Origin of the sequence: Streptomyces sp. S186, from assembly GCF_051603415.1 — a bacterium.
Lineage (GTDB): Bacteria > Actinomycetota > Actinomycetes > Streptomycetales > Streptomycetaceae > Streptomyces.
This window is the reverse complement of record NZ_CP193932.1, coordinates 5595096-5616117: the sequence shown is the minus strand read 5'-3', so window position 1 is coordinate 5616117 and position 21022 is coordinate 5595096. Positions and strand designations below refer to the sequence as shown.

Here is a 21022-nt window from a genome sequence, read left to right as displayed (position 1 = left end):
TCTGCCGGGGGCGCCAGGCAGGCGTCGGCAGACCTCAGAGGGCCGCCGTCCCGTCCATCTGGGCGCCGCCGCGCAGCAACGCGGCGCCCAGCGGCGTCAGGGTGTGCAGCACGGCGTTGCCCTGGCGCAGGGTGGACAGCAGTCCGGCGTCCCGCAGGACGGTGGCGTGCTGGCTGGCGGAGGCCAGCGACACATCGACGCGGCGGGCGAGTTCGCTGGTGGTGCAGCCGACGCCGATGCCCTGGAGTATCTCCGAGCGGGTCTGTCCCACGAGGCGGCCCAGCGAGCGGGCGGCCGGGACCTGCGGGGTGAGGCGGGGCGCCGGGTGCTCGACCGGGTAGACCAGGACGGGCGTCAGATCCGGGTTGTGGAACGTGACCGGCGTGCGGCGGCAGAAGTACGAGGGCAGCAGGAGCAGCCCGCGGCCGCCGAGATGGAGGTCCCGGTCGACGGGGTAGTCGGCCTCCAGGACGGGCGGGCGCCAGCGCATCATCGGCGGCAGCGAGGCCAGCAGCCGATCCGCGCCGCCATCCAGCAGAGCCCGGCCGCGGGCCGCCCGGTCGGCCTCTATGCGGCTCTGCACACGGTGCCAGTACGGGGCGACGGCCGCGTCGTGGTAGCGCTGGAGTATCCCGGCGAGCCGGCCCAGCGAACGGGTCTCGCCGTCCGCCATGGCCTGTATCCACGCCGGCAGCGGACGGCCCGCGGCGGGCGCCAGCCGGCCCAGTTCGACCTGCAGCCGGGCGGCCGGCGTCTCGCGCAGCGCGGCGAGCGCCTCGTCCATGCCCAGCAGGCCCTCGGCGGGCGTCAGGAAATCCGGGAAATAGCCGCGGGTGGGCACCAGCGGCGCCAGCAGACGCGCTTCGCCATTCAACCTTCCACGGGTTTCCGATCGCCAACCGCCGAACGTGGAATCGTCGCGCCGGTCGCGAAGTCGGTGAAAGCTTAAGACCGTCTCCCACAGCGCATCGGGGCGTGCGGCAATCCGCACGCGGGCCAGATCGAGTCCACTGAAATGGACGCGTAACACCGAACCCCCACTCTTTGGTTATCTCCTCGGCCCCCGGCACGCCTGAGTATGCACGCCAACACGCGCGGTCACCATGCCCTTTTGGCCAGAGTTGAAAAGGGTCGCGCGGGGCCCTGGCCGGGGGGAATGCTGGAGGCAATTCGATGACGGTGAGCACGGCGCGGATTGCTCGATCCCGTGGGGGGTGATGGGCAAACAACCGGCCGGGCTGCGCCCCGTCGAAGGCCGCCTCCCACGCCGACTGGGAGGGCGGCAGCTCCCGAGGGGGGAGTCCGGAGAAAGCAAGAGCGGCACCTGTGCGCACAGGTGCCGCTCTTGCCGTACGGCTCCGGACACGCACGGACCCACCGGTCGCCCGGTCCGCAGCACGTCCACCGCCCCGCTCCCGGGAACGGCCGACAACCGACTGTCGCAAGCCCCACGGAACAGTTCCGGCACGGACAGTTTCCGTCCGGACGATTCCACCCCGGACGATCCGGGTACGCCGTACCGCCTCCGAACGGTTCACCCCTCGGCCAATTCAGCCCCAATGACCCACAGTTGAACATTCCAACACTCGGCGCTTCACCCCCGGACAATTCAGAGACAAACGCTTCGACCCCTGAATCATTCAAAAGCGGACGACACAAAGCCCGCCCCGCCCCGCCGCAATTCCCCAGCCACCGGCCACCCACAACGGACCGGCGCCTTCCGGGAGTTCCCCCGCCCGCCCACAAAACCGAGGGCGGCACCTCCGCACAGGTGCCGCCCTCGTTGGGTTGACCTGCACATATGTGGAACTGATGGGCCGATAGGGCACTCTGGGGGCACATCAGGCCAGAACCGCGTCGATGATGTCCGCGGTGTCGTCCTCGTCGTCCTCCCACAGATGCACATAGAGGTCCCACGTGATCGAGGGCTTCGCGTGGCCGAGGAGCCGCTGAACCTTCTTCACTGTAGCCCCGTGCTTGATCAACACGGAGGCGAAGAAGTGCCGTAGGTCGTGCAGCGTGGTGCCCTCGGGGACAAGGAGCGGCGCCCCCACTCCTCCAGCAGCTTGTTCGCCCGCCGCACGATCCGGGCCCAAGCCTTCGCCCACGACCCGCGGCGGACGGGAGCGTTCACCTCGCTCAGGAACATCAGCCGCGCCTTACGCGTCCTCGGATTACGGGGATCCGTCCGATCCTCGATCTCTATCTCGCGCGGCGGGTACATCTCCCGATGCAGTTTCACCGCCTCGGCCGCTGACGCCGACAGCGGCACGGTGCGGTAGCTCTTGTCCGTTTTCGGTGGCCCGAGGTACGGCACGCCCTTGTCCGGGCCTATGAGCTGCTGCTCGACAAGGACTTCCCTGGTGTCCAAGTCGATGTGGTGATCCTCCAGCCCGAACAGTTCACCCCCACGCAGACCTGTTGTCCCGTCCAGGCACAGCGGCGCCCGGTAGCGGTCCGACGCGGCCTCCATGAGCGCCTTCACCACCAGTGGCTCCAGGGGCATCACTTCGGCGTTGCGCGGCTCGGGCAGCTCGATCCCGTGGCACGGGTTGGATGTGACGATGCCGTCGGCAACCGCGGCACTCATCACGGAAGTGAGCGCATTCCAGGGCGTGCGCAGGCTGATCGGGGCGAGGACCTCGGACCTGTCCTTGACCCACGCACGTATATCGGACCGTTTGATGCCGGCCGGCGGTCGGCTGCCAAAGGTCGGGTAGACATGCAGGCGCAGCGCCCGCTCGACGTTCGTCTCCGTACGCTCCCGGTGAGTCGCCGAGGTCCGCCACTCCTCGGCGAACGAGCGGAAGTCCTGCTTCTTCTCCGGGTCCATTAGGTGCCACGATCGAGATCCGCCAGCACCTCGTTCGCACGCGTATCAGCCTTGGCCTTCTTCTCGAAGTTCTCTTTGCACTGCTTCCCGCTCGCATCACGCCAACGGACCTGCCACCGCTTCCCCTTGCCGTGCTCGCTGCTGGCGACCATCCGGCGCGTCCTGCTGGTGTGCTCGCCGCAGGGCTTGTCGTCCTTGGCCGGGCGGGACTTGTGCCACCGGTCGTAGACGTCAGCCATCCGCTTCTCTCCCTTTCTCGGGTGCCTCCACGGGCGCACCGCCGAGCTGTTCCGGCTCATCGCGGCGCGCCTCGTGCGCACTCACGATCGGCTCAATCTCCGCGATGAGCGTGCGCGTGATGTGACCGCGTGCCGATTGGAGAGCCCGTTTCCCCTCCGGCAGCTCGCCGCGCTCCAGCAGGCGTGCCTCACGTTCGGCGGCGAGACCGCGCCCCCAGGTCTCGCGGGCGGCATAGGCGACGTAGTGCGGAGTAGTGCTGAGCCGCTTGGCTGCCTTGGTTTCGGCATCGTCAGGGGAGTCCTGCACGAAGCGGATTTGGGCGTTGGTCGGCCACGGGGAGTTCGCCTGCATGTGGGCCACCGCCCGTGCCATCTGATGGGCGACCTCTTCGCCGGTCCGATCGCTGACGCCCGTGACATGCCAACCGCCGGGCACGCACAGCGCGCGGGCACTCGGGTCGTAGTCGCCGGCGAGCACTTTGCGTACCTCGCGGTCGTACACACCAACGTCGGGCGTCAGCCACATCGTCCCGTCGGGCAGCAAGTCGCTCAGTGGGCACCCGTAGATGAGCGGCAGCATGATCAGCTCGACGGCAGAGAGGGCGCGACGCCCCCGTTCGATCTGACTGACGGTCGGCCGATGCCATGAGAGGCCGAGTTGCCGCGCCTGGCGCGCTACGTCTTCCGCGGTGCGCCCCTTCTCCTCCCGCACGCGCTGTAGTTGCTTCCCGATCGCCTCACCGAAAGCGGGGGCTTGCGCGAGGCTGCGCTCCCAGCTCTCCTGGTCTGTGGCGGGGGCACTGCCCGTGGCCGCCCCGCCTTCCGGTTCTCGTTTCTTGCCATCACCTTGACTCATGGAGCGTAACGATACATTCCGCTGGACAGTTAGGCGCAAGATCACTAAGTTTCGAGAGAACGATTTTATAACGCTTCATCCGAAGGAGTCGCCGTGCCCCGCGTTGCCCTCGCCAGCGTCACCGCTTCGGACCGCCGCAAGCTGGCCACCGCCCCCGAACTCGCCGACTATTGCGGCGTGCCGCTCGCGACCGTCTACCAGTGGAGTCACCGCGGTGGCGGGCCCCGCATGCTCAAGGTCGGCCGCCATCTGCGGGCCCGGTGGGAGGACATCGACCGCTGGCTCGACGAGCAGGCGATAGACGCCGCATGATGCGCGCCTCGCTCGCCCCGCTACCCACAACGGCGGCCGAACTCGATCATCTCCGGGACCTCCCGAAAATGATCGCCCCCGCCACGCACGAGGGCCGCCGGCGCAGCCACGCCGACGGCCCGAACGCCCTCGCTCACCACTTCGCCAATGATCGCCAGCGGCCCCGGGTCTCTCACCACCCGGGCCGCTCAGAAGGACGCTCCACCATGCACAGTACGCACCCCCACCAGACCCTTGCCCCGCCGACGATGACCTACTGCCTGCCCGTGTGGCACGGGTGGGCTGTACTGCCCACTCCGACCCGCGAGTACGACGGCCTCACGCCCACCCCGCGCGGCTTCCGCGCCCGCGTCTTCATCAGGGACGCGCGCGATGTCCACGAGCACACTGCGCGCGAACTCTCCGCCGCCCTGGCCCACTGCTCCGACTACCGCGTGCACGGCACCGACCCGCACGGCCTCGCCACTGCTGTGGGCCTGCTCGCCGCGCTGCTGGGGCGGTGACCACCGATGACCACTCCGCCCCCCGACCCACTGCGCGTAGCCCTGTGGCTGGCCGGCCAGGGCTACGCAGTACACCCGCTCGTCCCAGGCCTGAAGGTCCCCGTGCGCGGCTGCGACCGCTGCTCGCCCGGCACCATCGAGCGCCCCAACCCTGCCCACGTCGAGCACGACGGGCACACCTGCCCGTGCCACGCGTCCGGCCGCCCCTGCCATGGCGTACTGGCCGCCACCACCGACCCCGACCGCATCACCGCCTGGTGGACGCGCACGCCCACCGCCGGGGTCGGTGTGGCCGCCGGCCCGTCCGGGCTGGTGATCCTCGACGTCGACTGCCATGGCGGAGAAGCGCCCACCGATCCCGAGCGGCTGCTGCCCGGTGTCGAACTGCCCGACGACATCGTCCCGGGCAGCATCGTCGATGGGCGCGACGTTCTCGCACTGCTGGTGGAGGCGCGGCGCGCCACTCTTCCCGGCTGCGCCCCGGAAACGTTCACCGTGCGCACCCCCTCGGGCGGACTGCACTACTGGTTCCGCTCGCCCGCCGGTGCGCAGTGGCGCCCCCAAGCAGGGGTGCTGGGCTGGCAGTTGGACGTACGTGCCGGATCGTCGTACGCCGTCGCCCCGGGCACGGCCACTCGCCAAGGTGCCTACACCGCGCTCGGGGACTGCCGCACGGTCGCCGAGTTGCCGCAGAGTTGGCCGAGCGTCCACGCCTGGCCGACTTCGCCGAGCTGCTGCACGCCCTCGACCGCGTCACCGGCTGGCGCAGCCTCGACACCTTCAACAGGGCACAGGACACGCTGAACGACGCAGTCCTGGACGGGCACCCGGTCGCTGCCGCACTGCGGACGTGGACCACGTCCCCCACCTTCCCCGTCGACGGCTGGTCCGGGACTATGACGGATCTGCACGACCTTCTCAGCGACCGTGGTGGGAAGTTCACCAAGGGATGGCCCCAAACCCCTGCCATCCTCAGCGCCCGCATCCGCCAGGTTGCCCCCGGACTGCGCTCCCGCGGCATCCACGTCGGCCGCACCTCGGGCAGCAACAAGAACGGCAAGCTATGGGCCGTCACCTACACACCAGCGCCATAACTCGCAGTACCCCCATGCGCCCCGGCACGGCTCCCGCCGACCGGGGCGCAGCCACGATCAGGGAACGATGGCTGTTCGCTGGCAAGTGATCGTGTCTTCTTGCCAGGTGAGTTTGATCGCCGTGGGCATTCTTCGGATCTGCCACCGCCAGGCAAGCCGCGTTGACTACCGTCCCCGAAATGAAGTCACAGGTCGCCGAGACCACCGCAGCTTGTAGCTGCCTCGCGAAGAACAGCATCTGTCAGGACTGCAAAGGCGAAGGGTGGGTGACGCCCTTGCCTGAAGACGGGCGCCGGCGCGATGCCACCGGCAGCTGCACTTCATGTGCTGGGCGGCGAGGCCACCACTTGCCACACGAACCGACGTGCCCTGTGATGCAGAAGCACCCTGGGCTTTGAGTACTTTGCACCGCAGCTCATCAGCGACTCGGGCAACGCAACGCTCTTCAGCATCGGCGACGCTCTCTCTCGACCAGAAGCATGGCAGCGTCTCGCGGAGATGCTGTTCGGGCCACTTCCCTGACGACCGTAGCCGTGCCGTGAGCAGAACCCTCTGGCGATTGGTCAAGATCATGCGTCAGAGGACAACAGGGGACGCGTGGGGGACGTCCCGGGGACGTCGGGGGACCCGCCCCAGTCACGGGGCGTCCCCCGCTACGCCCTGCTTCTACTTGCGGAAACGGACGAAACGCCATATGCGGGGGACGAGGGGACGCCTCAACCCCCACTCCTCTCTGTCTCATTGAAAAGGGGGAGGAGAAGGGTAGAGAGCAGCCTGGAAACAGCGTCCCCCACGTCCCCACCGTCCCTCATAACGCCAGCGGGATGTCGCGCTGCGACCGGTCGTGTCTTGCGTACGCGGGCGCGCGAATACACCGAGGCACTGACAACGCGCCTCGATGGCACACCGACCGGTCGATGCCCTACCCACGCGCGCGAGGATGGATCCTGGGACTCTGCGGCCGTGTGTGACTGGAACGGCAACCTTCCGCACTCGCTCCCGCGTCTCTCACCAGCATGACCACCGATGCCCCGAATACCTCCGCTCGAATCGTTCCTGCCTGGCCGTGCTGCGAGCACGACGCCGACTCCGCAACCGACTCGATCGGCTGCCGGGGGCGGCAAGTCGAACCGTATGCCGTCTGCCTTGCTCACCTCACTGAGGCCGACCGGTCCGCCTACTTGGCGAGCCTGGAGCCCGGTGCCGACCTCGACCACCGAGGTACACCCTTCTCTGAAGAACTGCTACACGAACTACTCACCTCAGTCACGGACCCCAATACAAATTGCCCCCATATCGGTAATGCCTGGTTCTACGGGGTGACCATCAGCGGAACCGCCGACTTCAGCAAGGCGCAGATCGGCGGCGACGCCTCGTTCAATGAGGCGACGATCAGCGGAACCGCCAGGTTCAACGGGGCGACGATCGGCGGCAGCTCCTGGTTCTCCGGGGCAACAATAGGCGGCGCCTGTTTCCACGAAGTGAAAATCGGCGGCGACGCCTGGTTCAATTGGGTCGAAATCAGCGGCACCGCCGACTTCTATAAGGTGCAGATCGACGGCGCTGCCTACTTTCACAATGTGCAGATCGGGGACGGCGCTGGGTTCGGCGAGGCGGCGATCGGCCGCGGTGCCTCGTTCAACGGAGCGACGATCGGCGGTATCGCCGTATTCCAGGGGGCGACGATCGGCCACGGTGCCTCGTTCAATGAGGCGACGATCAGCGGCGGCGTTGCATTCGACCAAGCGACGATCGACGGCGACGCAGGATTCGATGGGGCGACGATCGACGGCGACGCAGCGTTCGACGAGGCAACGATCAGCGGCGACGTCAAGTTTTACGGGGTGGCCATCAGCGGCGACGCTTCCTTCGACAAGGTGAAGATCGGAGGCGACGCCTGGTTTGATTGGGCGACCATCAGCAACGACGCAGGATTCGACGAGGCGACGATCAGCGGCACTGTCGGATTCGACGAGGCGACGATCGGCGGCACTTCCAGGTTTGGCGGGGCGACGATCGACGGCGACGCCTCCTTCCAAGAAGTGACGTTTAAGAAAACGCCGTTCCTGGGGCCGCTGGTTTGCAGAGGAACCCTGAATCTGTCAGGGGCGGTATTCGGGGCAGCCGTGACCATCGAGGCTGCCACCATGTCCTTAAATTGCCGGCGCACCCACTGGACTTCAGCTGCTGCGCTGCGGCTGAGATACGCCGCCGTAGACTTCAGCGACGCCCTCATGGAGCGCCCAGTGACTATCTCATCCAGACCCCGCCCCTTCACCATGCGCGGTCAAGAGATGTCCGAGCACGGTCTAACCGGCACCCGCGTGCAGGCCACCTCGATTCGCGGGGTGGACGCGGCACACCTGGTGCTCACCGACCTAGACCTCACCAACTGCCTGTTCGCCGGGACCATCCACCTCGACCAGCTGCGGCTGGAGGGGCGGTGTGAACTAGCCATCACCCCCTACGGGGTGCGTCGGCTCGGCTGGTGGCCGATGCGCTGGACACCGCGGCGGACACTGGCCGAAGAGCAGCACTGGCGCGCCGCCCGCAGCACCACCGCGGACGGCTGGATGCCCGCGCCGGAGGGAGTAGAGGTGCTGGAACCGTCCGCGCTGGCGCCGGTGTACCGGCAGCTGCGCAAGGCTTTCGAAGACGGCAAGAACGAGCCTGGGGCGGCAGACTTCTACTACGGCGAGATGGAGATGCGCCGTCATGCCCCTGAGACACCCCGTAGCGAGCAATGGCTGCTTCGCCTGTACTGGGCGATGTCCGGCTACGGGCTGAGAGCCTCCCGCTCCCTCGGTTGGCTGTTGCTCACCATGAGTGCCACTGTGCTGGTGATGATGCTGTGGGGCCTGCCGAAGGACGACCCGCAACCGAAGAGCATCGGCACACTCGGCGGCCAGCACACCACGATGACGACCGACACTCGCGATCCGGTTAATCCCGATGGGCCGTACCGGGAACGCCTATCTGCCGACCGGTTTGAGAAGTCTCTCCGGGTGGTCATCAACTCAGTGGCGTTCCGCCCCTCCGGCCAGAACCTGACTGTAACTGGCACCTACGCCGAGATGGCCTCCCGGCTCGGTGAGCCGGTCCTGCTTGGCCTCGCGGCCCTCGCTGTCCGCGGCCGCGTCAAGCGGTAGCGGTCAAAGCCCGAACCCTCATCTCCTCGGATATGTGCTCGACAAAGGGCTTGCCCAGGCAGGTCGCGATCGGGCACACGAACCGGCGGACCAGCAGATCGATCACGGCCGACCGTCCGACCACCGCGAGATCGGCCAGGCACCGCTGGTAGCCACCGTGCACTCGCCCGAGGCTGTCCCACATCCCACACGAGCCGCTTGCCGGGGCGAAGTCCGCGCCGACATAGCGACGTGACAGCTCGTCGCTGCTCCCACAAAGAGTGGTTGAGAACCGTCCCACCGTCCTAACGCCTTCGCTTCGTACTCGATGGTGTGCGTGCATTCCTCTTCGTATGCCGCGTGTTGTGCGTCAGGGCATGAGCCTGCCGATAGGGCACTTACGTGTTGCGGTCACGTCCGTCTCGCTGAGTTGCTTCCGGCGGATCTGTCTGCGTTCGTCGCCTCTAACCAACCTCATGCATGAGTGCCTTGCGCAGAGCGGCTTCCTGACCACTGACCCCGATCCGGCGAGCGTCAGCTTGACGGCCTTGACGGTTGCGTGACGCGACGCCAGTACGACATCGGCGGGATGCCGCGCACGCGAGCGACCGCCGCGGCGTTGGCCATAGGGCGCTCCGCCTCTCCCGCCCCTATCCGGACGGACTGATTGGTCGGTGTGGGTGCCCCACCCGGGTGCGGTGGATCTCGTAGACCGGGTAGGCCACCGGTGCACCGTCCAACCGGCCCTGGTAGACGGTGGTGCAGGTGAATCCAGCCTTGGCCAGCACGCGACCGGAGGCGGGATTGTCGGGGGGATGCTTGGCGCTCAGCCGGTCCATGTGGGTGGCGGTGAACGCGTACGCGATGACCTGTCGGACGGCGTCGGTGCCATACCCGCGCCCCCAACTGTCTTCCCGCAGGATGTAGCTCAAGGTGGCGTGGCCAGCTCCACGGTCCCGGAACTTGATCAACCCGAGCAGGTCATCGGCGACCGTGACGCCGAAACACCACCGTTCGCGGGGAGTTACCCGAGCCTGGGTGATGGCGGTAGCGACGTAGGTGGTGGCCTCCCCGCGGGTCATGTTGTGGCCGCGGGTGAAGGTGACGGAAGCACCGCTGTAGATCCTCTGCACGGCCAAGACGTCGTCGGGAACCAGGTTCCGCAGCGCGATCACTCGGTCTCCTCGATGATGGCGACCAGATCGGCGGCGGTGGGCCGCTCGTCGGGGGCTGACGCCATGCACGCGGTGACGATCTCCTCGAGGACGGGGAAGGACCACGGCCGGGCGTCATCGAGTTGGAGCCGCTTTCCGCCTGCGATGGCGCGGAGCTTGTCCGTCCGCGGGGTGTCGTCGGCGTAAGGAACGGGGCGATGTCCGGTCCAGCACCAGAACAGAGACGCTCCCAGTCCCCAGATGTCGGCCGGTGGTCGGGCCTGGATATGGGTGTCGGCGGGTGTGGTCAGGATGGCGTCGGCGATCTCTGGGGCGGTGGTGTGGGTCAAGGCACCCCGGTATGGCAGACGCCCTGTCGTGTCGGGCCCGCACGACAGGGCGAAGTCGAGGAGGGAGGCGCGGCCGTCGGGGGTGATGAGGGTGTTGGTGGGCTGTACGTCTGCGTGAGCCCAACCGACGGCGTGCAGGCGTTCAAGCTGCTCCGCCCAGGTTCGGGCGATGCCCAGGAGCCACGGCCGTACCGAGGGACGATCGCCCTCGGGGCCGCGTGCCAGAGCGAGGGTGCGCCACAGGGGCGTTCCGTCGATCCAGCGGACCGCCAGCCACCGACCGCCCTCCCATTCGCCGGCGTCGACCCGGTACTCGGGGCTGAGGGCGCCCACACCGGTGAGGGCGAGGAGGTGCCGGTCTTCCTGGGCCATCTCAGCGGCCTTGTCGCGTCCAGGTGCAGCCTCTGGGCTGTTGGCCTTCAACGCAGCAGCGCCTCGAGGGCCGATGACCTTCCCTGCGCGGGAGCCCCGCCGGTCACTGAGCAGATCGCAGGTAGCCGGCCCCAACAACTGCTCCAGAGTTGCTACTGCCTCGACGGGAGGTGCTGCGCCCATAGTCTGATCTCCTTCCAGTCGCGCCCGATATGGCTGAACACGTCGCGGCCGTCGTCCCTCGCGGACGCCACGTCAGCCGCCAGGTTGGGGGTGCGTTGCAGGAACCGCCCGTCGCGGGGCCTAACAAGCGGCCCGCACCGGGAGGAACGAGACCGGTGATGGCGAGGTACGCCGGCCGCTCACACCGACAGCACGCGACGTCGCTCATCTGCTCACCAAACGAAAGTGAAAGGGAGCCCCACCAGCCATGGCCGTACCGGACTCTGGTGCAGTTCACGTACGTCGCTGTCAGCGGGACACTGCGGCCGTCTTATGGAGAGCCATGAGCCGGGCCGTTTCCTCCTCACGGAAGTCCCGGACTTCGGCGCACCGCTGGCTCATCACGAACTCGCCCAACGTCAGGCACAGGTCCATACGCTGAATGCACACGCCGACCATGAACGGGCCGTCCTGCGCCCGGTACATGCGCACGCCGTAGTACCCCTCCTGACAGTCCCGGTCGTTGTTGAACCGGCACCCCTTGCAGGTGTCCGGCAGCCGGACGGGCCGGATGCTCTTCGCGTAGAGGGTCCGGCCGTCGGGGAGCCGGTAGCGGGTGCGCTGATCGGAGGCGCCCGCCGTGACGATCCGGCGGACCGGAACCGCCCCGAGATGATCCACAACCTCTTGCATGGCAGCGAGTGACACCCCGTCGTCCTCAAGGTTCACAAGCATCCGTACGGTGACGACCCGCCCGTGCTCCTCGATAATGCGGAGCACCCGCGCCACGTGGTCATGGTCCGGGATCACGATGTTCGCCGACACCTTCACTCCGTGCCGGGAGGCGGTGTCGATCGTGGCGGCGAGAGCGTCCAGCTTCCGCGCCGCCAGCTTCGGTGAAGCGAGGCGCGGCGCCTGGACGGCGGCAAGTTCCTCGGGCGTTGTTCCGAATACGGACAGGTTGATCCGGTCAAGCCCGGCCGCCGCACACTCGGGCAGAACGGCCGCTCCGTTCTCGCCGTTGCTGGTGAGTCCCACCGTCAGGCCGAGGCGTCGCGCGATGCGGACAAGCGCCGGCAACTCCGGGTGCAGAGTTGGCTCCCCGCCCGTGAAGTGAACCTCGGTCGTCGGGAGGCTGCCGCGCACTGCCGCCAGGGCCAAGGCAAAGTCGGAATCGGCCTTGATCCGCTCCGGCAGGAAGCTTGCACTGTTCGTTGAGAGGTAGATCGAGACCCGACCGGAGCGGCCGGCCGTCCCGGTGAACTGGCCGGCCTCGCGGCCGAGGTTGTCCGTCGTGACCGGGGTGCCTTCGTTGTGACAGAAGGTGCAGGCGAGTCCGCAGGCATCAATGATCTTGACGCGCAGGGTCCGGTCCGGCACTACCGTGATCGGTAAGGCGTTCGTGTCAGTGTCGGTCATAGTCGCCTCCTGGCCGGCGGGGCCTGGTGACCCCGCCGACGTGCAGTAGAGAGGTCTAGGCGAATCGGAGTTCGCTGATCGAGTCGAGGTCGATTCCGTACCGTGCGAACACCTTCGTCGTGTTCTCGCTGGTCAGGTCGGATCGAGTGATGGAGAGGCATTCGGCGGTCGCCCACACCTGTTCCTCGGTGTCGCCCTCGATCTCCAGATAGGGCGGGATACGCGGCCATTCGTCGATCTCCAGCCGCACACCGTCCAGCAGCCAGGACGAGCGCCGGTTCTCCTGGTAGCTGCGGTGCGTGAGCCCCATGAGCCCGAGCAGCGCGTGCGTGTCCTCGAACGAGCCGACCGTTGTCTCGGTCTCCCGGGTGCCGTCGATCGCGTCCGAGCTGATCGTCTTCACACACAGGGTCACTGCGCCGCCGGAGTCCCGCAGGCGCACCCAGCGCCCGCGCACCGCGGGGACCGTGTCGTACACGTAGCGGCGCATAAGTCGCTCGCCCTGGAAGCTTCCGCCAGCCACCTTGATGCGCTCGGCCATGGCATCCGGATCGATCCCCAGCGCCTTCGCTTCGTACTCGATGGTGTGCATGCATCTCCTTTTCGTATGCCGCGTGTTGTGCGTCAGAGCATGAGCCTGCCGGTAGGGGGCTTACGCGTTGCGGTCGCGCCCGTGTCTCCCTGAGTCGCGTCCCGGCGGATCTGCCTGCGCTCGTCGCCTCCAACCTCATGCATGAGCGCCTTGCGCAGAGCGGCTTCCTGGCCACTGAACCCGATCCGGCGAGCGTCAGCTTTGACAGCCTTGACGGCGGAGGGGCGAGGGCTTTCTGGAGTGATGAGTCGTCAGCGCGGCATCGGCGGGACGCCGGGCCCTCGGGCGACCGCGGCTGCGGAGCGGTCCCGGCGAGGCACACCCCAAGAGTCCAACTGCTCGGCCACCCAGCCGTCCCCTACGTAGTCGTACGAGCGAGCTAGAGAGGCGACGGACTCGCCCTCGTTGTACCGGGCGATCACGTTTTCTCGATTGGAGATGAACTTGTTGCGAGCTTCGGTCAGCTCTTCTCGGGAACGGCGGGGCACGGCTCCTCCTCAAGCGGTCTAATGGCGCTAACCTCCACGCACCACTCCAACCCACCGCCCGGCGGGCGCAGCCACACACAGGACGGCTGCTCGTGGTGGAGCAGGTAGGGCTGTCCGATCCCGTGGACGACGGACTCGCGCTCCTTGGCGGTGTCAAGCACGCGAGCCCCGATGAAGACCCACTTCGGCATGCCCACGGGGCGCTCACCGGACGCTTCGCGATCGGCGGTTCCTTCATCCATGTCATCCCGTTGCAGGTTCTTCTGCTCGACATACGTGGGGGTGCATCTGCTCACGCCTTGCCTCCTCGATGCCTGGACGATGAAGCGGTGAGCCTCTAGTCCACTGCGAGTTGGAGCGCTTCCGGCGCCGCGGAGGCGGACGTTTAGGCGGACGTCTTCATCCGCCGCCACGGCCCGCTCGTTACGGTGGGAGGACCAACCGCAGCCGCAAGGGGAAGCGCATGGTGGGCATCGGTGGCAACAGACTGGCGCAGTTACGGCAGTCCGCGGGGTACACGCAGCAGGCGTTCGTCATAGCGTTCAGACAGGAAGCCCTACGGCTCGGCATTGATGCATCGTTGAGCGTTCGGCAGCTGCGCCGCTGGGAATGCGAGACCCCTCCGCCTCTGCCCCACCCGAGTCAACAGACCGTCCTGGAAGCAATGTTCGGGGTCCCTCTCTACGAGATGGGGTTCGATGTCCCAGACCATCGCCTGTCGGTGTCCGCGCCGATCGGCGATCCTGAAGGGGTGAATCGGAGGACGTTCGTCGCCGACGCCGGTGTGCTTGCCGCAACGGCTCTGGTGTCTTCTCGGTCAGGACCTCGGATCGGTGTCGGTGACCTCGGCCTGCTGCGCGAGCGACTCGACGGTCTGTACCAGACAGACCACAGCGAGGGCAGCGTGCCGGCCATGACGAAAGCGCGCCGGATCGAGAACGAGATCACGGGAGCGCTCAGCACGGCTTCGTACACCAGCCGCGTCGGGCGCGAGCTTCAGACGATGCTGGCCGAGCTGCACGGGCACCGAGCTTGGTACGGCTACGACGGTGGGCGGATCACCGAGGGGCGAGCGGCATGCATGGAAGCGCTGGCCGCGGCCCAGCTCGTCGACAGCCCCCTCCTTCAAGTCTCCGTCCTGGAAACGCTCGTGCTGCTCACCATCAGGGGCGAACGGGCATGGGAAGCCGCGAGCGCCGTCGAGAACGCCTACCGGCTCGCCCAACGCGCCGGTGCCGGGCACACCGTGCACCTGGTTATCGCGCTGCGTGCCGCCAACGTGGCCACCCATGTGGGAGACCTGTCCGGAGCGCGCCGTGCCTTGAGCCGTGCCGTCAGCCACCAGGGCCGAGTCGATGCGGACACCGAGGTACCCAACTGGGCCCAGTTCGTCGGACCGTTCGAGGTGGACTACGCCACGGCAGACATGTACGTACGGGCGGAGCAGCCCAAGCGCGCCGTTCCCTTTCTGCGTGCTGCGGTGACCGGTATCGGTGGTGACCTGCTTCGCAACAGCGCCTCGTACCGCGTAAAACTCGCGGGTGTACTCCTTGAGGCGGGGGAAGCCGAGGAGGCATGCGCCGAGATGGCCACCGCACTTCAAGTGTGCGGAGGGATCTCGTCGCCGCGGTTGCTGGACAAGATTCGGAAGTTCCAGCACGCCGTCGCCAGAATCGACATGGCGGTCGCCCGCGAGTGCGGCGACCGCATCCGCGAGACAGTCTGAGGGGCACCACATGACCCAATCCGAAGGCACCACCGTCGCACGCCTGGACGGCCCGACCGCGGAGAAGGCCGAAGGTGACTTCACGCTCGTCTACGCCGAGGTATTCGCCGAGCCGCCCTACTGCGAGACCGAGGACGACGTCGTGGCCACCTTCCGGCGTTTCCGCTCCCAGACACGGAAACGCGCCTTCCGGGCTGCCCTGGCCCGCACACCCGACGGCACGCCCGTCGGCATGGCCTACGGCTGCCCCCTCGGGCCGAAGACGGGCTGGTGGGACTCGCTTACCGAGCCCGTGTCCGACGAGATGCGCCGCGAGGACGGTCACCGCACCTTCGGACTGATGGAGCTGGCCGTACGCCTGCCGTGGCGCCGGTGCGGCATCGCTCGCCGGCTGCACGAATCACTCCTTGACCGGATCAAGGCCGAGCGCGTGGTGCTCAACGTCCATCCGGCGAGTGAGGGAGCGCGGGCGGCCTACCGATCGTGGGGCTACCGCAAAGTCGGTGATGCTCGCCCGTGGACCGGTGCCGATCTCCACGACGTCATGGTTCTCGACTTGCCCCACCCGCCGGCGTAGGTCGGAAACCGCACCTCACAGCACCCGCAACAGATACGCCCCGGCCCGCCGCTCATCGCGACGGGCCGGGGCTTCGTGTGCCCTGCCTCCACGCCCCAGGGCACAACCAGGGCACAAGGACCAGGAAACCCCCGGAAAACCACGACAATCACTGCGAGTAGTTTTTGCAGGTCAAGGCCATGATCCAAGAGTTCCCCCAGGCCACAAAGCCGAGGGCGGCACCTCCGCACAGGTGCCGCCCTCGTTGGGAGCCGGAGCGGGCGGCGGGCGTTGAGGGTGGCAGGGTGCCGCCGCCGGCTCCGGTGGTTCGGGGGGACGTGGTCCCCGGGGGGGGGATCAGCGGCTGTCGCTGCCCTGGGATTCGGCCGCCGCCCGGCCCGCTTCCAGGCGGGCGACCGGGATGCGGAACGGGGAGCAGGAGACGTAGTCCAGGCCGACCTCGTGGAAGAAGTGGACGGACTCCGGGTCGCCGCCGTGCTCGCCGCAGACGCCGAGCTTGAGGTCGGGGCGGGTGGCCCGGCCGGCCGCGGCGGCGCTGCGGACCAGGGAGCCCACGCCGTCCTTGTCGATGGTCTCGAAGGGCGAGACCCCGAAGATGCCCTTCTCCAGGTAGGCGGTGAAGAAGCTGGCCTCGACGTCGTCGCGGCTGAAGCCCCAGACGGTCTGGGTCAGGTCGTTGGTGCCGAAGGAGAAGAAGTCGGCGGACTCGGCAATCTGACCAGCCGTCAGGGCGGCCCGGGGCAGTTCGATCATGGTGCCGAGGGTGAGTTTGAGGCTGACGCCGCGGGCCTGCTCGACCTCGGCGATGACCTGCTCGGCCTCCTCGCGGACGATCTCCAGCTCCTGGACGGTGCCGACCAGCGGGATCATGATCTCGGCCCGCGGGTCGCCCTTGGCGTTCCGGCGCTCGGCGGCGGCCTCGGCGATCGCCCGTACCTGCATGGCGAACAGGCCGGGGATGACCAGTCCGAGGCGGACGCCTCGCAGGCCCAGCATCGGGTTCTGCTCGTGCAGCTTGTGCACGGCCTGGAGGAGGCGGAGGTCGTTCTCGTGCGGCTCCTTGCGGGCCTCGGCGAGGGCGACGCGGACCGAGAGGTCGGTGATGTCGGGCAGGAACTCGTGCAGCGGCGGGTCGAGCAGCCGGACGGTCACCGGCAGGCCGTCCATCGCCTCGAACAGCTCGATGAAGTCGGCCTTCTGGAGGGGGAGGAGCTCGGCGAGCGCGGCTTCGCGGTCGGCGTCGGTGTGGGCGAGGATCAGCCGCTCGACCATCTCGCGGCGCTCGCCGAGGAACATGTGCTCGGTGCGGCACAGGCCGATGCCCTGGGCGCCGAACCGGCGGGCGCGGGCGGCGTCCTCGGCGTTGTCGGCGTTGGCCCGGACGCGCAGCCGGCGGACCCGGTCCGCGTAGGCCATGATCCGGTGCACGGCCTGCACCAGTTCGTCGGCGTCGTCGGCGCCGGCGTGCATCCGGCCCTCGAAGTACTCCACGACCGGCGACGGCACGACCGGGACCTCGCCGGCGTACACCTTGCCGGTGGAGCCGTCGATGGAGACGACGTCGCCCTCCTCGATGACGGTGCCGTCGGGCGTGGTCAGCTTGCGGGTCTTGGTGTCGACCTCCAGCTCCTCGGCGCCGCAGACACAGGTCTTGCCCATGCCGCGGGCGACGACGGCGGCGTGTGAGGTCTTGCCGCCGCGGGAGGTGAGGATGCCCTCGGCGGCGATCATGCCGTTGAGGTCGTCGGGGTTGGTCTCGCGGCGGATCAGGATGACCTTCTCGCCGGAGCGCGACCACTTGACGGCGGTGTAGGAGTCGAAGACGGCCTTGCCGACCGCCGCGCCCGGGGAGGCGGCGATGCCGCGGCCGATCAGCTCGGACTTCGCGTCCAGGTCGAAGCGGGGGAACATCAGCTGCGCCAACTGCGCGCCGTTGACCCGCTGGAGGGCCTCGGCCTCGTCGATCAGGCCCTGGTCGACGAGCTGGGTGGCGATGCGGAAGGCGGCGCCGGCGGTGCGCTTGCCGACCCGGGTCTGCAGCATCCACAGCTTGCCGCGCTCGATGGTGAACTCGATGTCGCACAGGTCCTTGTAGTGCGTTTCGAGGGTCTCCATGATCTGCATGAGCTCGTCGTACGAGGTCTTGTCGATCGCTTCGAGGTCCGCGAGGGGGACGGTGTTGCGGATGCCGGCGACGACGTCCTCGCCCTGCGCGTTCTGCAGGTAGTCGCCGTAGACGCCCTGGTGGCCGCTGGCCGGGTCGCGGGTGAAGGCGACGCCGGTGCCGGAGTCGGGGCCGAGGTTGCCGAAGACCATGGAGCAGACGTTGACCGCGGTGCCGAGGTCGCCGGGGATGCGCTCCTGGCGGCGGTAGAGCTTGGCGCGGTCGGTGTTCCAGGAGTCGAAGACCGCGCGGACGGCGAGGTCCATCTGCTCGCGCGGGTCCTGCGGGAAGTCCCGGCCGGTCTCCTTGGTGACGATCTGCTTGAAGCTGTCGACCAGCCCCCGGAGGTCGGCGGCGTCCAGGTCCACGTCGACGGTGACGCCCTTGGCGCGCTTGGCGTCCTCCAGGGCCTCCTCGAAGAGTTCGCCGTCGACGCCCAGCACGGTCTTGCCGAACATCTGGATGAGGCGGCGGTAGGAGTCCCAGGCGAACCGCTCGTCGCCAGCCTGCGCGGCGAGGCCGGAAACCGACGCATCGGAGAGGCCGATGTTGAGGACGGTGTCCATCATGCCGGGCATCGAGAACTTCGCACCGGAGCGGACCGAGACCAGCAGCGGGTCGTCGGCCTGGCCGAGCTTCTTCCCCATCTTCCGCTCAAGGGCGTCGAGGTGCTCGGAGACCTCGGCACGGAGTGCCGCGGGCTCGCTGCCGCTCTCCAGGTAGACCTTGCACGCCTCGGTGGTGATCGTGAAGCCGGGCGGGACGGGAAGCCCCAGGTTGGTCATCTCCGCGAGGTTGGCGCCCTTGCCACCAAGGAGGTCCTTGAGGTCCTTGTTGCCCTCGGTGAAGTCGTAGACGAACTTCACGGAAGAAGACTGGCTTACGTGGGGATCTTGTGTTTCCGGCACGGCTCTGACTCCTCGCCGACGGGCTGCCCTGACGGCGAGGAACATACCCAGATCGAAGGCGTATGGGTACGTCCACTTGGTCGACATACGTGCGTAACCCGGTGTCAGCCAGCGGATCGAAAGTGATCATGGGTTTCGCTCATCGTTTACAGGCTGAATGCATTGATGCGATCCGTAGTCATGAGTGGCCTGATTGCTACTGATCGCCACGGTTCACTTGATGGGTTGAACGAATCCCGCGTGGCACCCGGTGCCACCATTGCGAGAGATGGAACCCGGTCTTTAGTGCTCATCTGAGCGCAACCCCTATCAGGGGTGGCGAGAATCACGCGCTCATGTGTGAGGAGGGTCCATCATCTGGACCCTTCACGGCCATGTGATCAGGAAGCGCAGCGACCGGAACGCGGGCCCGATTCGGAACGGGCGGCAGATCGGCGCGCAATTCAGCCACCCGCCGCTCCAGGGCGGCGGGGCACCGGCCGCCGCGCGCCCAGGCGTCGGGATCGGGCCATAGTTCGCCGCCTGCGGGAACGCCGGCTCAGGCGGCCGGAGTCGTATACCGGGCGACACGCTTCATGAGGCCCCGCCGCCCGGCGGACGCCGGCGGCGCAGCAGCGGCAGCACCGCCAGCCCGGCGAGCAGGCTGCCGACCGCCACCGGGAGCGCCGTCGCGTACAGGGCGTGTGCCGAGGCCGCCGCCCGGCCGCCCGGGCCCGCCGCCCCGGTCAGGAAGACGCTGCCGTAGCCGGCGACGCCGATCACCTGGGCGAGCTGCGGGACGGTGGTCAACACCCCGCTGGCGTCGGCGGCGTCGGCCGGGGCGATCCCGGACAGCGCCAGCGTCAGCAGCGGACTGGTGGTGAAGCCCAGGCCCAGCCCCCAGACCAGCTGGAGCAGCAGCAGGGCCGGGCCGCCGGTGCCGCCGCCGCGCAGGACCAGGCCGAGGCCGAGGTAGCCGGCCGCGGCCAGGACGCAGGCCGCGGCGATCATCGGCAGATGCCAACGGGCCGGCAGCCGCCGCCAGGTGAGGCTGCCCGCGGCCACCCCCACCGCCAGCGGCGCGAAGGTCAGCCCGGCGCGCACCGCGGACTCCCCCAGGCCCGTCTGGAGATGCTGGGAGAAGGCGAACAGGAAGCCCGCATAGCCGGCCATGCAGAAGAACAGCGCCGCCGCACCCCACACCAGGTCCGGCGAGCGCAGCACCCGCGCGGGGACCAGCGGCGCGCCCCCGCGCCGGGCCACCGCCCGCTCGACGAGGACGAACAGCAGCGCCGCCGGTACCGCGCCGGCCAGGCACACTCCCGTCCACCGCGGCCAGTGCCGCTCGTGCCCCAGGACCAGCGGGACGACCAGCAACAGCAGCGCGGCGGTCAGCGTCGCCACACCGGGCAGATCCAGCGCCTTGGCCGCGCGGGCCGACTCCCGCGGCAGCAGCCGGGCCGCGGCGGCCAGCAGCGCCGCCCCGACCGGCACATTGATCAGGAAGACCGGGCGCCAGCCGGTGCCGAACAGGTCCGCGCTGACCAGCAGCCCGCCGGCGACCTGCCCGACCACCACCGCCGCCGCGATCGCCGTCGCGTAAAGGCTCAACGCCCGGGCCCGCGCCCGCCCTTCGAAGGTGACCTGGATCAGGCTGTAGATCTGCGGCACCATCAGCCCGGCGCCCAGCCCCTGCACCACCCGCGCGCCGATCAGCGCCGCCGCCCCCGGCGCCAGCCCGCAGGCGGCCGAGGCGAGGGTGAAGACCGTCAGTCCCAGCAGGAAGACGGTCCGGAAGCCGTGCCGGGCGCCGAGCCGGGCCCCGGTGATCAGCAGCGCCGCGTACGCCAGGGTGTAACCGGAGACGATCAGTTGCAGCGCGGAGCCGGTGGTACGCAGATCGCCGCGGATGGCGGGGGTCGCGACATTGACGACGGTGGCGTCCAGCAGCGCCATGAAGACCGCGCCGAGGATGACGACGAGAATTCCGGTGCCGCGATGTGCCGCCGGGGGCGTCGACGTGTGCGTCGGCGCCCCGGCAATTCCCGTTCCGGGGGCGTGCGTTGTTCCGTTCGTTGTTCCGTTCCTTGTTCCGTGCGTTGTTCCGTTCATGACGGCGATCATCAGCGGCGGCGCATTCGGGTACCAGGACGCAGTGATCCTGGT

18 protein-coding genes and 1 pseudogene are annotated in these 21022 nt (G+C 68.4%); 7 read left to right on the top strand and 12 right to left on the bottom strand.

Annotated elements, in window-relative coordinates; translation table 11 throughout:
- Positions 1-34 precede the first annotated feature (34 nt).
- The 5 genes from ACRAS8_RS24135 to ACRAS8_RS24115 all read right to left on the bottom strand — a co-directional run bounded on the left by ACRAS8_RS24135 (position 35) and on the right by ACRAS8_RS24115 (position 3928).
- Positions 35-874 (bottom strand): ArsR/SmtB family transcription factor, encoded by an 840-nt coding sequence (locus ACRAS8_RS24135; protein ID WP_438488082.1) that lies wholly within the window; start codon positions 872-874, stop codon positions 35-37.
- A gap of 967 nt (positions 875-1841) precedes the next feature.
- Positions 1842-1964, bottom strand: a complete 123-nt coding sequence (locus ACRAS8_RS24130; RefSeq protein ID WP_438488081.1) for an integrase — start codon at positions 1962-1964, stop codon at positions 1842-1844.
- 17 nt (positions 1965-1981) lie between these two features.
- Entirely contained in the window at positions 1982-2833 is an 852-nt protein-coding gene (locus tag ACRAS8_RS24125; RefSeq protein WP_438488080.1) for a tyrosine-type recombinase/integrase, read from the bottom strand.
- Positions 2833-3072 carry a hypothetical protein gene (locus ACRAS8_RS24120; protein WP_438488079.1) on the bottom strand — a complete coding sequence of 80 codons (240 nt, stop codon included), beginning with the start codon at positions 3070-3072 and terminating at the stop codon, positions 2833-2835. The genes ACRAS8_RS24125 and ACRAS8_RS24120 overlap by 1 nt, the downstream gene beginning before the upstream one ends.
- A complete protein-coding gene (locus ACRAS8_RS24115; RefSeq protein WP_438488078.1) occupies positions 3065-3928 on the bottom strand; it encodes a helix-turn-helix domain-containing protein in 864 nt (287 codons plus the stop codon). Before ACRAS8_RS24115 ends, ACRAS8_RS24120 begins: the two co-directional genes overlap by 8 nt.
- Positions 3929-4021: 93 nt before the next feature.
- Here ACRAS8_RS24115 and ACRAS8_RS24110 point away from each other — a divergent pair, with 93 nt between their 5' ends.
- The 5 genes and pseudogenes from ACRAS8_RS24110 to ACRAS8_RS24090 form a co-directional block, all read left to right on the top strand.
- Positions 4022-4240, top strand: a complete 219-nt coding sequence (locus ACRAS8_RS24110; RefSeq protein ID WP_438488077.1) for a helix-turn-helix transcriptional regulator — start codon at positions 4022-4024, stop codon at positions 4238-4240.
- 206 nt (positions 4241-4446) lie between these two features.
- A complete protein-coding gene (locus ACRAS8_RS24105; RefSeq protein ID WP_438488076.1) occupies positions 4447-4743 on the top strand; it encodes a hypothetical protein in 297 nt (98 codons plus the stop codon).
- A gap of 6 nt (positions 4744-4749) precedes the next feature.
- The gene (locus tag ACRAS8_RS24100) at positions 4750-5547 is read left to right on the top strand and encodes a bifunctional DNA primase/polymerase (protein WP_438488075.1); all 798 of its coding nucleotides are present in this window, start codon (positions 4750-4752) and stop codon (positions 5545-5547) included.
- A complete protein-coding gene (locus ACRAS8_RS24095; RefSeq protein WP_438488074.1) occupies positions 5439-5837 on the top strand; it encodes a hypothetical protein in 399 nt (132 codons plus the stop codon). The genes ACRAS8_RS24100 and ACRAS8_RS24095 overlap by 109 nt, the downstream gene beginning before the upstream one ends.
- Positions 5838-6853: 1016 nt before the next feature.
- Positions 6854-7873 (top strand): annotated as a pseudogene (locus tag ACRAS8_RS24090) (pentapeptide repeat-containing protein); the annotation flags it as partial.
- Positions 7874-9615: 1742 nt separating this feature from the next.
- Here ACRAS8_RS24090 and ACRAS8_RS24085 read toward each other — a convergent pair.
- From ACRAS8_RS24085 to ACRAS8_RS24065, 5 genes are all read right to left on the bottom strand, one after another.
- Positions 9616-10140 (bottom strand): GNAT family N-acetyltransferase, encoded by a 525-nt coding sequence (locus ACRAS8_RS24085; RefSeq protein ID WP_438488073.1) that lies wholly within the window; start codon positions 10138-10140, stop codon positions 9616-9618.
- On the bottom strand, positions 10137-10841 hold the full coding sequence (locus ACRAS8_RS24080; RefSeq protein ID WP_438488072.1) for a protein kinase domain-containing protein: 705 nt from the start codon (positions 10839-10841) through the stop codon (positions 10137-10139). The genes ACRAS8_RS24085 and ACRAS8_RS24080 overlap by 4 nt, the downstream gene beginning before the upstream one ends.
- 471 nt (positions 10842-11312) lie before the next feature.
- Positions 11313-12422 (bottom strand): radical SAM protein, encoded by a 1110-nt coding sequence (locus tag ACRAS8_RS24075; RefSeq protein ID WP_438488071.1) that lies wholly within the window; start codon positions 12420-12422, stop codon positions 11313-11315.
- A gap of 55 nt (positions 12423-12477) precedes the next feature.
- On the bottom strand, positions 12478-13014 hold the full coding sequence (locus ACRAS8_RS24070; protein ID WP_438488070.1) for a class IV adenylate cyclase: 537 nt from the start codon (positions 13012-13014) through the stop codon (positions 12478-12480).
- 460 nt (positions 13015-13474) lie between these two features.
- The gene (locus tag ACRAS8_RS24065) at positions 13475-13798 is read right to left on the bottom strand and encodes a hypothetical protein (protein ID WP_438488069.1); all 324 of its coding nucleotides are present in this window, start codon (positions 13796-13798) and stop codon (positions 13475-13477) included.
- Positions 13799-13965: 167 nt separating this feature from the next.
- Here ACRAS8_RS24065 and ACRAS8_RS24060 point away from each other — a divergent pair, with 167 nt between their 5' ends.
- Together ACRAS8_RS24060 and ACRAS8_RS24055 are read left to right on the top strand one after the other, a co-directional pair.
- Positions 13966-15228: a hypothetical protein gene (locus ACRAS8_RS24060; RefSeq protein WP_438488068.1), complete on the top strand. Its 1263-nt coding sequence runs from the start codon at positions 13966-13968 to the stop codon at positions 15226-15228.
- Between the two features lie 10 nt (positions 15229-15238).
- Entirely contained in the window at positions 15239-15805 is a 567-nt protein-coding gene (locus ACRAS8_RS24055) for a GNAT family N-acetyltransferase (protein WP_438488067.1), read from the top strand.
- A 336-nt stretch (positions 15806-16141) separates the two neighbouring features.
- On the opposite strand, the gene ppdK is transcribed toward ACRAS8_RS24055, so the two are convergent.
- Complete coding sequence (gene ppdK, locus ACRAS8_RS24050; RefSeq protein WP_438488066.1) at positions 16142-18835, bottom strand: pyruvate, phosphate dikinase; 2694 nt, start codon at positions 18833-18835, stop codon at positions 16142-16144.
- A gap of 615 nt (positions 18836-19450) precedes the next feature.
- Complete coding sequence (locus tag ACRAS8_RS24045) at positions 19451-20812, bottom strand: MFS transporter (protein ID WP_438488065.1); 1362 nt, start codon at positions 20810-20812, stop codon at positions 19451-19453.
- Between the last annotated feature and the right edge of the window lie 210 nt (positions 20813-21022).

Excerpts from the sequence above, each read along its gene's own strand:
- ACRAS8_RS24045 (WP_438488065.1), bottom strand. The coding sequence starts at position 20,812 with ATGGCGCTGCTGGACGCCACCGTCGTCAATGTCGCGACCCCCGCCATC.
- ACRAS8_RS24055 (WP_438488067.1), top strand. The coding sequence starts at position 15,239 with ATGACCCAATCCGAAGGCACCACCGTCGCACGCCTGGACGGCCCGACC.
- ACRAS8_RS24100 (WP_438488075.1), top strand. The coding sequence starts at position 4,750 with ATGACCACTCCGCCCCCCGACCCACTGCGCGTAGCCCTGTGGCTGGCC.
- ACRAS8_RS24060 (WP_438488068.1), top strand. The coding sequence starts at position 13,966 with ATGGTGGGCATCGGTGGCAACAGACTGGCGCAGTTACGGCAGTCCGCG.
- ACRAS8_RS24125 (WP_438488080.1), bottom strand. The coding sequence starts at position 2,833 with ATGGACCCGGAGAAGAAGCAGGACTTCCGCTCGTTCGCCGAGGAGTGG.
- ACRAS8_RS24070 (WP_438488070.1), bottom strand. The coding sequence starts at position 13,014 with ATGCACACCATCGAGTACGAAGCGAAGGCGCTGGGGATCGATCCGGAT.
- ACRAS8_RS24120 (WP_438488079.1), bottom strand. The coding sequence starts at position 3,072 with ATGGCTGACGTCTACGACCGGTGGCACAAGTCCCGCCCGGCCAAGGAC.
- ACRAS8_RS24080 (WP_438488072.1), bottom strand. The coding sequence starts at position 10,841 with ATGGCCCAGGAAGACCGGCACCTCCTCGCCCTCACCGGTGTGGGCGCC.
- ACRAS8_RS24105 (WP_438488076.1), top strand. The coding sequence starts at position 4,447 with ATGCACAGTACGCACCCCCACCAGACCCTTGCCCCGCCGACGATGACC.
- ACRAS8_RS24075 (WP_438488071.1), bottom strand. The coding sequence starts at position 12,422 with ATGACCGACACTGACACGAACGCCTTACCGATCACGGTAGTGCCGGAC.
- ACRAS8_RS24115 (WP_438488078.1), bottom strand. The coding sequence starts at position 3,928 with ATGAGTCAAGGTGATGGCAAGAAACGAGAACCGGAAGGCGGGGCGGCC.